Annotated in this window: 8 protein-coding genes and 1 pseudogene; 1 reads left to right on the top strand and 8 read right to left on the bottom strand. The window is 71.4% G+C overall.

The annotated features are described in order from the left end of the window. Positions 1–358: 358 nt before the first annotated feature. The 8 genes and pseudogenes from ADY59_RS07795 to ADY59_RS07760 all read right to left on the bottom strand — a co-directional run bounded on the left by ADY59_RS07795 (position 359) and on the right by ADY59_RS07760 (position 12358). Entirely contained in the window at positions 359–994 is a 636-nt protein-coding gene (locus tag ADY59_RS07795; RefSeq protein ID WP_049559506.1) for a hypothetical protein, read from the bottom strand. 220 nt (positions 995–1214) lie between these two features. Then, entirely contained in the window at positions 1215–3785 is a 2571-nt protein-coding gene (gene clpB / locus ADY59_RS07790; protein ID WP_049559504.1) for an ATP-dependent chaperone ClpB, read from the bottom strand. Positions 3786–3818: 33 nt separating this feature from the next. Continuing rightward, positions 3819–4142 (bottom strand): annotated as a pseudogene (locus tag ADY59_RS07785) (heat shock protein transcriptional repressor HspR); the annotation flags it as partial. 3 nt (positions 4143–4145) lie between these two features. Further along, positions 4146–5333 (bottom strand): molecular chaperone DnaJ, encoded by a 1188-nt coding sequence (gene dnaJ / locus ADY59_RS07780; protein WP_049559499.1) that lies wholly within the window; start codon positions 5331–5333, stop codon positions 4146–4148. A 19-nt stretch (positions 5334–5352) separates the two neighbouring features. Then, positions 5353–5958: a nucleotide exchange factor GrpE gene (gene grpE, locus ADY59_RS07775; RefSeq protein WP_049559496.1), complete on the bottom strand. Its 606-nt coding sequence runs from the start codon at positions 5956–5958 to the stop codon at positions 5353–5355. Further along, positions 5958–7826, bottom strand: coding sequence for a molecular chaperone DnaK (gene dnaK, locus ADY59_RS07770; protein ID WP_049559494.1), 1869 nt, complete (start codon positions 7824–7826; stop codon positions 5958–5960). The genes grpE and dnaK overlap by 1 nt, the downstream gene beginning before the upstream one ends. Before the next feature lie 169 nt (positions 7827–7995). Continuing rightward, entirely contained in the window at positions 7996–11790 is a 3795-nt protein-coding gene (locus ADY59_RS47970) for a LamG-like jellyroll fold domain-containing protein (RefSeq protein WP_063780594.1), read from the bottom strand. Positions 11791–11905: 115 nt separating this feature from the next. After that, on the bottom strand, positions 11906–12358 hold the full coding sequence (locus ADY59_RS07760) for a hypothetical protein (protein WP_231618589.1): 453 nt from the start codon (positions 12356–12358) through the stop codon (positions 11906–11908). 68 nt (positions 12359–12426) lie between these two features. Between ADY59_RS07760 and ADY59_RS07755 the strand changes: the two genes are divergently transcribed. Continuing rightward, entirely contained in the window at positions 12427–13290 is an 864-nt protein-coding gene (locus ADY59_RS07755; RefSeq protein WP_049559491.1) for a proline dehydrogenase family protein, read from the top strand. The last annotated feature ends 17 nt before the right edge of the window (positions 13291–13307 follow it).

The raw sequence follows: 13307 nt of genomic DNA, 5'->3' as shown, positions 1-13307 counted from the left end.
CTCCCAGGGGCTGTCGTGGGTGGGCTGGGCGTACCTCTGGGTGGCTCTCTTGGGAGGTGCGCCGGTCGTGGGCTGAGGGCTCCTCCCGGCCGGGGCTTCGCGGGCGCCTGAGAGCCCGCCAGGGCCGCCTCCAGAGAGCGGGCTCCCGAGGGACGGACGCCCGCGCTCGTCGAGGGTGGGCGCGACGGAGGGGTGAGGGGCCGCGGCGGGGTGATGTCGCGGCCCCTCACCCCGGGACCGTGGACGGGTGGCGCGGCCCGCCGCACGGTTCGTGAGGGGCGTGCTCCCGGGCCGCGCCGGTGCGGTCGGCCCGGGCGGCAGGTGCCCGGGAGAGCGGCTGGGAAGGCAGGCCCGGTGGTCAGCCCAGGTCGAGGGTCTCCAGGAGGTCGGTGAGGGAGGTCTGCGCGTCCGGGAGCCGGGTGGCGTCGTTGATGCCGCCCACGGCCGCCGGGACCTGCGGCAGCATCTTGTTGATGAGGTCGTCCTTGAGCTCGTTGACCGGCTGGGGCAGGTTGAGCGGCGCCTTGAGGCCCTCGGCGGCGACCTTGGCGGGGTCGGGGAGCTTGCCGACGGTGGCGCCGACGGGCAGGTTGCGGACGCCGGGGATGGTCGGCAGGTTGGGCAGGTCCGGCACTTCGGGGAGCCGGCCCAGGTCGGGCAGTCCGCCCGCGAGGGGGACGCCGTTGGACAGCGCGGGCATGCTGGAGGTGGCGGCGACGCCGCCGAGGTCCGACAGGCCCAGGGCACGGACCGAGCCGAGGCCGGTCAGGCCGATGCGCTCGGCGAGCCGGGCGGCGCTGTGCGCCAGCCGGCTGGTCTCGGACTTGATGACCTCGCCGGTGCCGCTGGGGTCGTCCACCCGCAGCCGGGTGGCGTCGTCGCACAACGCGGTGACCATTCGTTGCGCGCGCACGGTCGCCGACCGGTCGTGGCACTGGTCGGCCGCCGCGGCGCCCGCCCCCAGCCAGGTGACCCCCGCGGTCAGAGTGACCATGGCAAGGATGCTTCGGATGCTCCGAGATGACATTTCACGTCCCCCTGATCGTGCTCGGTGATCTGACGAACGCTGAAGCTAGTCAGGCACACGGTGCGGGACGTGCGGCTTGCCCGAAGGCTGGGCCGATCCTTACGCAGGAGCCGCGCTGATGACCGGGGCGTGGAACGCGGGCGCCCGGGGGCCGACCGGGCCTCCGGGCGCTGTGGGGCGGGACGGGTCAGCCGCGCTGGACGGTGAGCTCGTCGTCGCCGAGATCCACCAGGACCTTGTCGCCGTCGGCCACGTCGCCGGCGAGCACCGCCCTGGCCAGCTTGTCGCCGATGGCCGACTGGACCAGCCGGCGCAGCGGGCGGGCGCCGTACAGCGGGTCGTAGCCGGTGAGCGCCAGCCATTCGCGGGCCGCCGGGGTGACCTCCAGCGTCAGCCTACGGTCGGCCAGCCGCCGCGCGAGCCTGTCGACCTGGAGGTCGACGATCCTGGTCAGCTCTTCGGTGCCGAGCGCGTCGAACAGGATGACGTCGTCGAGCCGGTTGAGGAACTCCGGCTTGAACGCGGCCCGCACGGCGGTCATGACGGCCTCGCGCTTGGCGCCGTTGGCCAGCGTGGGGTCGACGAGGAACTGCGAGCCGAGGTTGGAGGTGAGGATCAGGATGGCGTTGCGGAAGTCGACGGTGCGGCCCTGCCCGTCGGTGAGCCGGCCGTCGTCGAGCACCTGCAGCAGCACGTCGAAGACCTCCGGGTGGGCCTTCTCCACCTCGTCGAGCAGCACGACCGTGTAGGGCCGCCGCCGGACGGTCTCGGTGAGCTGGCCGCCCTCCTCGTAGCCGACGTAGCCGGGCGGCGCGCCGACGAGCCGGGCGACGCTGTGCTTCTCGGAGTATTCGCTCATGTCGATGCGGGTCATCGCCCGCTCGTCGTCGAACAGGAACTCCGCCAGCGCCTTGGCCAGCTCGGTCTTGCCGACACCGGTCGGCCCGAGGAACAGGAACGAGCCCGTCGGCCTGTCGGGGTCGGCGATGCCCGCCCGGCTGCGCCTGACGGCGTCGGAGACCGCCTGTACGGCCGGCTGCTGGCCGATGAGCCGCCGGCCGAGCTCTTCCTCCATGCGCAGCAGCTTGGCCGTCTCCGCCTCCAGCAGGCGGCCCGCCGGGATGCCGGTCCAGGACGAGATCACTTCGGCGATGTCGTCGGCCCCGACCTCCTCCTTGACCATGGCGTTGTCCGGCGGCGCGGCCTCGGAGGCGGCCTTGATGGCCTGCTCCAGCTTGGGCACCTCGGCGTACATGATCTTGGACGCGGTCTCGAAGTCGCCGTCGCGCTGGGCCCGCTCGGCGGTGCCGCGCACGTCGTCGAGCTGCTTCTTGAGCTCGCCGACCTTGTTGAGGCCGGCCTTCTCGTTCTCCCAGCGGCCGACGAGCGCGTTGAGCTCCTCCTGGCGGTCGGCGAGCTCCTGGCGGAGCCGTTCGAGCCGTTGTACGGACGCCTCGTCGGTCTCCTTGGAGAGCGCGAGCTCCTCCATCTTCATCCGGTCGACGTTGCGCTGGAGCTGGTCGATCTCCACCGGGCGGGAGTCGATCTCCATGCGCAGCCGGGAGGCGGCCTCGTCGACCAGGTCGATGGCCTTGTCGGGCAGGAAGCGGTTGGTGATGTAGCGGTCGGAGAGCGCGGCGGCGGCCACCAGCGCGCCGTCGGCGATCTGGACCTGGTGGTGGCCCTCGTAGCGGCCCTTGAGGCCGCGCAGGATCGCGATCGTGTCCTCGACCGTGGGCTCGCCCACGTAGACCTGCTGGAAGCGGCGCTCCAGCGCGGGGTCCTTCTCGATGCGCTCGCGGTATTCGTCGAGCGTCGTCGCGCCGATCATGCGCAGCTCGCCGCGGGCCAGCATCGGCTTGAGCATGTTGCCCGCGTCCATGGCGCCCTCGGCGGCCCCCGCGCCGACGACGGTGTGCAGTTCGTCGATGAACGTGACGATCTGCCCTTCGCTCTCCTTGATCTCGGAGAGCACGGCCTTGAGCCGCTCCTCGAACTCGCCGCGGTACTTGGCGCCGGCGACCATCGCGCCCAGGTCGAGCGAGATGAGCCGCTTGTTGCGCAGCGACTCGGGCACGTCGCCGGCCACGATGCGCTGGGCCAGGCCCTCGACGACGGCGGTCTTGCCGACGCCGGGCTCGCCGATCAGCACCGGGTTGTTCTTGGTGCGGCGGCTGAGCACCTGCACCACGCGGCGGATCTCGGAGTCGCGGCCGATCACCGGGTCGAGCTTGCCGAGCCGGGCGCGCTCGGTCAGGTCGACGCCGTACTTCTGCAGCGCCTGGTAGGTGTCTTCCGGGGTCTCGCTGGTGACGCGGGCGTTGCCCCGTACCTTCTCGAAGGCGTCGAGCAGGGCCTGCGGGGTCGCGCCCTGCGCCTTGAGCAGGTCGGCGACCGGGCCGCCGTCGGCGGCGAGGCCGACGAGCAGGTGCTCGGTGGAGACGTAGAGGTCTTCGAGGCGGTTGGCGTGCTGGGCGGCGGTGTTCATCACCTTGAGGAGGTGACGCGAGCTCGACGGCGCGCCGACGGTGGCGCCCTGCGCCTTGGGCAGCGTCGCGAGCTGCTCCTCCGCCCTGGCCCGGAGCGTGCGCCAGTCGGCGCCGACGACGTCGAGCAGGGGCACGGCGGTGCCGCCCGTCTGGCTGAGCAGCGTGGTGAGCAGGTGAGCCGGCGCGATCTCGGGGTTGCCCTCGGCGGCGGCGCGCCTCATGGCACCCGCGAGAGCCTCCTGGCTCTTCTGGGTGAGCTTGTAGTCCATTGCTTTCTAGGCCCCCGGTGGCAGCTCGTAGCGGATCAGCGCCCTGACCATCTGCATCTCGGCGCGCAGCCGGTGAACCTCCTCGCGCAGCCGCAGGGCTTCGTTCTCCAGCTCGAGGATCCGCTTGATGCCGGCGAGGTTGATGCCCTCCTCCTGGGAGAGCCTCTGGACCTCGCGCAGCTGGACGATGTCGCGTGTGGAGTAGAGGCGGCCGCGCCCCGCGGTGCGGCCCGGGCACACCAGCCCGAGCCGGTCGTACTGCCGCAGGGTCTGCGGATGCAGACCCGACAGCTGCGCGGCCACCGAGATCACATAGACGGGTGTGTCGTCTGACAGATCGAAATAGTTGGCGTCCATCGGCTACTCGCTTCTGGCTCTCTGTATGAGATCAGCCCGCGGGTCCTCGGCCGCGGTCGCGGTGTTGAACTCCGTCAGGAGCTCGCGTGACTTGTCGTCCAGCGTCTTGGGCACGACCACCTCGACGCTGGCGAGCAGGTCACCCTTGGTGCCGTCCTTGCGGGCGGCGCCCCGGCCGCGGACCCGGAACGTGCGCCCGTTGGGCGTGCCGGCCGGGATGCGAAGCGTGACGGGCATGCCCTTGAGGATCGGCACCTTGATCTCGGCGCCCAGAGCGGCCTCGGTGAACGTCACCGGAACGGTGATGGTCAGGTTGTCGCCCGACCGGCCGAACACGGCGTGCGGCTTGACGTGCGTCTGGATGTACAGGTCGCCCGCCGGGCCGCCGTTCTCGCCCGGTGCGCCCTTGCCCTTGAGCTTGACCCGCTGCCCGTCGGCCACCCCCGCGGGGATGCGCGCCTGGATGGTGCGGGTGCTCTTGGCCCGGCCGCTGCCCTCGCACACGGGGCAGGGGTCGTCCACGAGCAGGCCGCGGCCCTTGCAGTCGCGGCAGGGCTCGGAGAAGGCGAAGTTGCCCAGGTTGCGGCTGGCCGCGCCGGTGCCCTCGCAGGTCGGGCAGACCCGCGGGGTGGTGCCGGCCTTGGCCCCCGTGCCGCTGCACGCGGTGCACGCCGCCGAGCTGGTCAGCCGGAGCGAGACCGTGGTGCCCTCGACCGCCTCGGTGAACGAGAGCGTCACCTCGGACTCGATGTCCTGACCGCGCCGCGGTCGGGTGGCGCCGGTGCTGCGGGTGCCGGTGCCGGTGCCTCCCCTGTTGAACAGGCCGCCGAACAGGTCGCTGAAGCGCTCCCCGGCCCCCTGGCCGCTCTGCTGCTGCCCGGCGGTGCCGCCGAACAGGTCGCCGAAGTCGAACGGGAAGCCGCCGCCGCCCGCGCGCTGGCCGCCCACCCCGGACCCGAACAGCGTGCGCGCCTCGTCGTACTCCTTGCGGCGCTTGCCGTCGGACAGGACGTCGTAGGCCTCGGAGACCTCTTTGAACTTGGACTCCTTGGACGGGTCGCCCTGGTTGGTGTCGGGGTGGTACTGGCGGGCCAGCTTGCGGTAGGCCTTCTTGATCTCTTCGGCGGTGGCGGACTTGGGCACACCAAGGACGGCGTAGTAGTCCTTCTCCAGGTAGTCCTTGGTGCTCATCTACGGCCCTTCGTCCTCGTCAGTTGTCTTCGTCATCGGACGCCGAGGGGGCGTCCCCGGGCTCGGCGACGGCCACCCGCGCCGGGCGCAGCACCCGGTCTCCCATGCGGTAACCGAGCTGGAGCACCTCGATGGCGGTCGGCTCGGTCACGTCGGGCGAGTAGCTGTGCATCAGGGCCTCGTGCACCATCGGGTCGAAGGGGTCGCCCTTCTGGCCGTAGGGGCTGAGGCCGAGCTTGGTGAGCGCCGCCTCCAGAGACTCTGCCACCTTCGCGAAGCCGCCGGTGAGCTCGCCGTGGTCGCGGGCCCTGCCGATGTCGTCGAGCACGGGCAGCAGGTCGGTCAGCGCCCCCGCGACCGCCTGCTCGCGGACCGCGACCCGGTCACGCTCCACCCGCCTGCGGTAGTTGGTGTATTCGGCCTGGAGGCGCTGAAGGTCGGCGGTCCGCTCGGCGAGCTGCGCCTGCAGCTCGCCGTCGGCGGCGGCGGCGGTGGCGTCGGCGGCGGCCGGCGTCGGAGGCTGCTCCGCCTCCTCGGCCTGCGTCCGGACGTCACCGGTCTCCGGGTCGATCTTGCGGTTGTCGCGGATCACCGGCTCTTCGTGCCCGTTGTCACGCGGCGGCATCACTGGTCCTTCTTCGGCTGGTCTTCGTCGACGATCTCGGCCTCGACGACGTCGTCGTCGGCCTTCTGCTCCTGGCCCGGCGTGGCGTCCTGCGGGGCGCCCTCGCCGCCGGAGGCCTGCTGGCCCTGGGCGTAGATCGCCGAGCCCATCTTCTGGCTGACCGTGGCGAGCTTCTCGGCCGAGGTGCGGATGACGTCGGTGTCGGTGCCCTCAAGAGCCTTCTTCAGCTCGCCGAGCGCCTCGTTGACCTCGGTCTTGATGTCGCCGGGGACCTTGTCGTCGTTCTCGCGGAGGAACTTCTCCGTCTGGTAGGCCAGGCCGTCGGCGTTGTTGCGGACCTCGGCCTCCTCGCGGCGCTTCTTGTCCTCCTCGGCGTAGGACTCGGCCTCGCGCATCATGCGCTCGATGTCGTCCTTGGCCAGCGCGGAGCCGCCGGTGATCGTCATCGTCTGCTCCTTGCCCGTGCCCAGGTCCTTGGCGGAGACGTTGACGATGCCGTTGGCGTCGATGTCGAAGGTGACCTCGATCTGCGGGATGCCGCGCGGCGCCGGGGCGATGCCGGTCAGCTCGAACGTGGCGAGCTTCTTGTTGTAGGAAGCGATCTCGCGCTCGCCCTGGTAGACCTGGATCTGCACCGACGGCTGGTTGTCCTCGGCCGTGGTGAAGACCTCGGAGCGCTTGGTCGGGATCGTGGTGTTGCGCTCGATGATCTTGGTGAAGATCCCGCCCTTGGTCTCGATGCCCAGCGACAGCGGGGTCACGTCCAGCAGCAGGACGTCCTTGACCTCGCCCTTGAGCACGCCGGCCTGGAGGGCGGCGCCGATGGCGACGACCTCGTCCGGGTTGACGCCCTTGTTGGGCTCCTTGCCGCCGGTCAGCTCCTTGACGAGCTCGGAGACGGCGGGCATGCGGGTCGAGCCGCCGACGAGCACCACGTGCGCGATGTCGGAGACCTTGATGCCGGCGTCCTTGATGACCTGGTTGAACGGGCCCTTGGTGCGCTCGAGCAGGTCGGCGGTCAGGCGCTGGAACTCGCTGCGGGTGAGCTTCTCGTCCAGGTGCAGCGGGCCCTCGGAGGACGCCGTGATGTAGGGCAGGTTGATGTTGGTCTCGGACTGGCTGGACAGCTCGATCTTGGCCTTCTCGGCCGCCTCGCGCAGACGCTGGAGCGCCATCTTGTCCTTGGCCAGGTCGACGCCGTGGGCGTTCTGGAAGCGCTTGACGAGCTCGTCGACGACGCGCTGGTCCCAGTCGTCACCACCGAGGTGGTTGTCGCCCGAGGTGGCCTTGACCTCGACGAAGCCGTGACCGTCCTCCTGGCCGACGTCGAGCAGGGACACGTCGAAGGTGCCGCCGCCGAGGTCGAAGACCAGGATCGTCTGGTCCTCCTCCTTGTCGAGCCCGTAGGCCAGGGCGGCCGCGGTCGGCTCGTTGATGATGCGCAGCACGTTGAGGCCCGCGACGGTGCCGGCCTCCTTGGTGGCCTGGCGCTGGGCGTCGTTGAAGTAGGCCGGGACGGTGACCACCGCGTCGGTGATCTTCTCGCCCAGGTAGGCCTCGGCGTCCTGCTTGAGCTTCTGCAGCACGAAGGCGCTGATCTGCTGCGGGGAGAACTTCTTGCCGTCGATCTCCTGGGACCAGTTGGTGCCCATCTCGCGCTTGACCGAGCGGATCGTCCGGTCCACGTTGGTGACGGCCTGCCGCTTGGCGACCTCGCCGACCAGGACCTCGCCGTTCTTCGCGAAGGCGACCACGGACGGCGTGGTCCGCGAGCCCTGCGCGTTGGCGATGACGGTGGGCTCACCGCCCTCGAGGATCGAGACGACGGAGTTGGTCGTCCCAAGGTCGATACCTACCGCACGTGCCATGAGTACGTCCTTGTAGTCAAAGTTGAGTTGGTTGGACTCAACCTACGAATGTCTGGGGTCTTTGTCAAACGACTTGAGCCTACCCGGCTCAACCCCCGGTGCGCGAAAAGCCCCCGAGTCTCCCGGGAGAGGGGGCGAGGAGGGGTCTCCCGGGAGACGGCTCGGAGGCTCAGACGGGCGTGTTCATGTCCGTCTGGATCTGGGCGGGCGTCAGGGCCTCGCCGTAGACGCGCACCTCGTCGATGAGGCCGTCGAAGTGCTCGCCCCACAGGCTGTTGCCGCCGATGCGCAGGGCGCCGCCGTCGGTGCGGATCGGGCCGCCCGCGGTCTGCTGGCCCACCTGCGTCCCGTTGACGTACAGGCGCAGCGTGGTGCCGTCGTAGGTGGCCGCCAGGTGGCTCCACGCGCCGAGGGGGAGCGAGGCGGTGCCGCCCGCGCCGACCTCGCCGCCGGCGTGGACGACGACGTGCGGCCGGTCGGTGTAGCTGCCCGCAGACAGCACGTACGCCAGGTCGCCCGCGTACTCCTTCATGATCACGGTACGCCAGCTCGTCACGTTCGACGGCTTGACCCAGGCCTCCAGCGTCATGCCGTCGGTGAGCCGGAGCCCCGCAGAGTCGGCGACCGTGACCCAGCTGGACGAGCCGTTGAACGAGAGCGCGTGGCCGTACCTGCCGGAGGCCGTCCAGGTGGCGTCCTTCAGGGTGCCGGCGTTGCCCAGGCCCGAGGAGTCGGCCGTCGTGGTCCCGGTGCCCTCGTTCATGCCGAGCGCGGCCACCAGGCCCTGGCCGGAGGGCGGCGCGGTGACGGCGGCCGGGTCCTCGGCGGACGGCGTGCTGGTGTTGCCGGCCGCGTCGAAGGCCACCACGCGGTAGTAGTACGTGCCCTCGGCCAGGCCCGGGTCGGTGAACGACGTGGTCTGCGAGGAGCCGACCTGGTTGGCGCCGGACGGCGTGAAGCCGGAGGTCGCCGAGCGGTGGACGGTGTAGCCCTCGACGCCCGTGTTGTCCGTCGAGGCGGTCCAGGTGAGCTGGGCGTGCCCGGGGCCGCCGGTGGCGGCGAGCGAGCCCGGGGTGCTCGGCGGCGTGGTGTCCGGCTCGGGCGGCGCGCCGATCGGGGTGTTCATGTCGAGCTGGATCTGGGCCGGGGTGAGCGCCCGGCCGTAGATCCGCACCTCGTCGATCAGGCCGTCGAAGAACTCGCCCCACAGCGCGTTGCCGCCGATGCGCAGCACGCCGCCGTCGGTGCGGATCGGACCGCCGGCGGCCCGCTCGCTCACCTGCGTCCCGTTGACGTACAGGCGCAGCGTGGTGCCGTCGTAGGTGGCCGCCAGGTGGCTCCAGGCGTCGAGCGGGAGCGAGGCCGCACCGCCGGCGCCGACCTCGCCGGTGGTGTGGATGACGGCGTGCGGCCGGTCGGTGTAGCTGCCGGCGGACAGCGTGTAGGCCAGGTCGGTGCCGTACTGCTTCATGATCACCGTGCGCCAGCTCGTCACCGTCTCCGGTCTGACCCAGGCTTCCAGCGTCATCCCGGTGGTGAGCCGCAGACCGGCCGAGTCGGCGACCGTGACCCAGCTGGACGAGCCGTTGAACGCCAGCGCCTTGCCGTACTTGCCGTTCGTCCACGTGGTGTTGGCCGCCGTGCCGGTGTTGGCGGCCGGTGAGGCGTCGCCGACGGCCGTGCCCGCGCCCTCGTTCATGGCGTACGCGGCCACCAGGCCCGCCGGCGACTGCGAGGTCTCGAACGCGGCCGTGTAGGTGGCGGCCGACGCCGGGGCGGTGATGTTGTGCGTGGCCGTGCCGCCGTCGGACCAGGCGTCGAACACCTGGTCGCCCTGCGGTGACGGCGCGGTGATGGAGTTGCTGGAGCCGGCGATCACCGTCCGGGTGAACGGCGCGATCGTCTGTTCCTGGTTGAACCCGAGCAGCAGGCCGGGCGGGTTCGTCCGGAAGGTCAGCTCGACCGTCCTGGGCTGGAGCATGACGCTCGCGGTGTCGGTGAGGCCGTGCCCGTCCTCGACGGTGAGCCGCAGCTCCAGGTGCGACGGGTACTCGTGGTCCGGCGCCTGGAAGGATCCGGACGCGCCGGTGTAGCGGGTGATCTCGTGCTCGTGGCAGGCGCCGGGGCAGTGGTGCATGATCAGCGTCCAGGTCATGCGGGAGCCCGGGATCGTGCCGTCCTCGGCGTCGGCGCCGGTGCCCGAGAAGCCGACCGTGTCGCCGACCGCCCAGGTGGTGGTGGCCGCCGGGGTGTCGATGGCGGCCGTCGGCGCGCTGTTGCCCACGTTGATGGTGACGGTGGCGTCGCCCTGCCCGCCCTTGCCGTCGCTCACGCGTAACTTGACCTGGTAGGAGCCGGTCTGCGGATAGGTGCGGGCCGGGGTGGCGGAGGCCGAGTCGTCCAGCTCGCCGTCGCCGTCGAGGTCCCAGGCGTAGGTGAGCGGGTCGCCGTCGGCGTCGGTGGAGCCGGTGCCGGAGAACGACACGGCCAGCGGGGCCGCGCCGGAGGCCGGGGTCGCGTCGATGACGGCGGTGGGCGGGGCGTTGTCGTAGATGTAGCGGACGATCGCGCCGCCGTCGTGGTCGACGGCGAACAGGTCGCCGTTCGGCCCGCTCTCCAGCTCTACCGTGCCGATGCCGGTGTCGAACGCGGTCACCGTCGCCGGGTCGGGCAGGCCGTTCGCGCCCTCGGTCATCACCCAGACGCACCTGCGGCTGTAGTCGGAGAAGAACAGCGCGCCGTCGTACGCCTGCGGGTACGGCCCGCCCGGGTAGAAGGCGACGCCGCTGGAGGACGACTGGCCGCCGGGCGCGCACGGGTCGCCCGGGTAGAGGCGCTGGCCGTGGTTCCAGGCGATGTGCGGCTTGGTGTGCGCGGCGGCGCCCGCGGCGTACAGGTTCTCGCACAGGGTCAGGTTGAGCGCGTCGTAGCCGTCCTCCCGGGGCGCGCCCTCGTAGCAGGGCCAGCCGAAGTTGGCCACGCCGCCCGTGGGGTCCGCGACGCGGTTGATCTCCTCGAAGGAGCCCCAGCCGACCTCGCCCGCCCAGATCTCGCCGGTGCCGGGCCGGTCGGTGATGCGGAACGGGTTGCGCAGGCCGTGGGCGACGATCCTGGCCACGTTCGGGTCGGCGGCGCCGGCGTTCGGGTTGCCGGGGGCCGCGGCGCCGGTGTCCGGGTCGATGCGGATGATGCTGCCGGCCAGCGTCGCCGGATCCCCGTTGGTGCGCACGTCCTGGGCGCGCAGCGCGCCGCCCTCGGCGGCGGGCGGGGTGGGCGAGGTGCCCACCGGCGTCGGCGGGTCGCCGCACGGGTTGTCCGGTACGACGTCCGAACTCGTCAGGTTGTCCTGCCCGTAGTCGGCGAACTGGAAGCTGGCCCCGTCGCCGGCCGAGGCGTAGAGCATGCCGTCGGGGCCGAACTGCAGGTCGCCGACGGAGTGGCTGGGATACTGCTGGCACCAGTCGGTGATCAGGGGCGTCTCGGCGCCGGTGGGCGAGACGACCGACAGGCGGCCGGTGATGCGGCAGCCGTCCTCGGTCGGGCCGGGCGGCGACGGGCACTCGTCGTAGTCGTCGTTCACCTGGCCCCAGCGCGGCGCGGCGCCGCCGGGCTCGGCGTCGTAGGAGTAGAGCACGTACACGCGGGGGTCCTGCGGGAAGTCCGGGTGCAAGGCCATGCCGAGCAGGCCGCGGTCCCAGAAGTCGTGCACCTTGGTGCGCAGGTCGGCGTAGATCGTGGCGGTGGTGTCGGCGAGCGAGTCGAAGACCTTGATGTAGCCGCCCTTCTCGGCCACGAACACCCGCCCGTCGGAGGCGAACTCGACGTTGGTGGGGCTGACCAGGCCGCTGAAGATCGTCTGCTTCTCGAAGCGCTCGGGGAGGGCCTGCGCGGGCGGGGCGGCCAGCCCGATCAAACCGGTGATCATCAGTATGACGGGCAGCAGGGCACGAACGAGCCGGCTCACGGGTCCCCCCAGTAACGCACACCATCACCGCGGCGCCCCCACGCCTTAGGTGCCTTGATCGATGTATCGCAACAAATCGATCAGATGTCACTGGGGTTGTCCGGATGTGGACATGTCAGGATTTAGAACCGTCGATGATCTTTCGCTGGCCCATGGGGGACTTGAGCTTCACCGTGGTCGTCTTCTCCACGGCGATCATGATGCAGGAGACGTTCTTCGCCTTGGGCGAGGCGCCCTCGTACAGCGTGATCGTGACCCGCTTCTTCGTCTCCTTGACCTTGACCCGGTCCAGGACCGTGCACGGCTCCACGCCCGACCACCAGGTGAGCTGCACCTTGCGGCCTTTGGAGACGGGCTTGGCCTTCGTCCAGCGGACCTTGCGCGTGTTGATCGCGTCGCCCGTGGGCTTGACCGGCTTGGGCTTGGTGGCGGGCGGCGTGGTCGTGGTCACCGCGGTGCTCGAGACCGGCGCGTCGGGCGCCTTGGACAGCGGCCGCTCCCGCGGGGCGGCGGCCGTGCCGCAGCCGGTCGCGAGCAACAGGCATCCGGCCACCAGAGTCGTCGTCACAGTGCGCATACCTCTACGACGGATGGGATCGGCCACCGGTTCAGCGCGCGCGAAGTTAGGGTGATGGCGTGCTTCGTCAGGCCCTACTCGCCGCTTCCCGGAGCGACCGCGCCGAGCGCGTCGTGTCCGCCTCGCCGCTTACCGGCACCATGGTCAGGCGCTACGTCGCCGACGACGTCGGCGACGCCGTCGAGGAGCTGACCCGCAGGGGGCTGCTCGTCACCGTCGGCAGGCTCGTCCCGGAGGTCCGCGACCGGGCCGAGGCCGAGGGCGCCGTCCTGGCCTACCAGGAGCTCGTCGAGCGCCTGCCCGCCGACGCCGACGTGTCCGTGGAGCTGACCGAGCTCGGGCTGCGCCTGTCGGAGCAGCTCGCGCTCGACAACGCCGCGACCCTCTGCGAGTCCGCCGCCGCCCGGGGCCTCACGCTCACCCTCGACGCCGACGGGCGCGACACGGCCACCGCCCTGCACTCCATCCACGCCACCCTCCGCAAGGAACACCCGTCCGTGGGCGTCGTGGTGCGCGCCGGCCTGCCCGACGCGGCCGAGCGCTGCGCCCGGCTCGACGGCGCCCGCGTACGGCTGTGCAAGGGCCCCCGCACGGCCGCCAACGGGCCCGCCGAGGTCGACCGCGCGTTCGCGCGCTGCCTGCGGGTGCTGATGTCCGGCTCCGGCTACCCGATGATCGCCACCCACGACCCCCGGCTGCTGCGCGTCACCGCCGCGCTGGCCGTGCTCGAAGGGCTCGAACCCACCGGCTTCGAATACCAGATGCTGTACGGGGTCCGCCCCGACGAGCAGCGACGCCTGGCCGGGCAGGGCGCGCGGGTGCGCGTCCACGTGCCCTACGGCGCCGGCTGGTATCCCTACCTGATGCGCCGCCTGGCCGAGCGCCCCGCGTTCTTCGCGCGCACGCTGCTGTCACGCCGATAGCCGCCGGTAGGCTGCGG

It is taken from the genome of Nonomuraea sp. SBT364, assembly GCF_001083785.1.
Taxonomy (GTDB): Bacteria; Actinomycetota; Actinomycetes; order Streptosporangiales; family Streptosporangiaceae; genus Nonomuraea.
Note: the sequence above shows the minus strand (reverse complement) of the source record. Positions and strands in the feature narration are given on the sequence as shown.

Coding starts and splice junctions, on each gene's coding strand:
- grpE (WP_049559496.1), bottom strand. CDS start 5,958: ATGCCGCCGCGTGACAACGGGCACGAAGAGCCGGTGATCCGCGACAAC.
- clpB (WP_049559504.1), bottom strand. CDS start 3,785: ATGGACTACAAGCTCACCCAGAAGAGCCAGGAGGCTCTCGCGGGTGCC.
- dnaK (WP_049559494.1), bottom strand. CDS start 7,826: ATGGCACGTGCGGTAGGTATCGACCTTGGGACGACCAACTCCGTCGTC.
- ADY59_RS07795 (WP_049559506.1), bottom strand. CDS start 994: ATGGTCACTCTGACCGCGGGGGTCACCTGGCTGGGGGCGGGCGCCGCG.
- dnaJ (WP_049559499.1), bottom strand. CDS start 5,333: ATGAGCACCAAGGACTACCTGGAGAAGGACTACTACGCCGTCCTTGGT.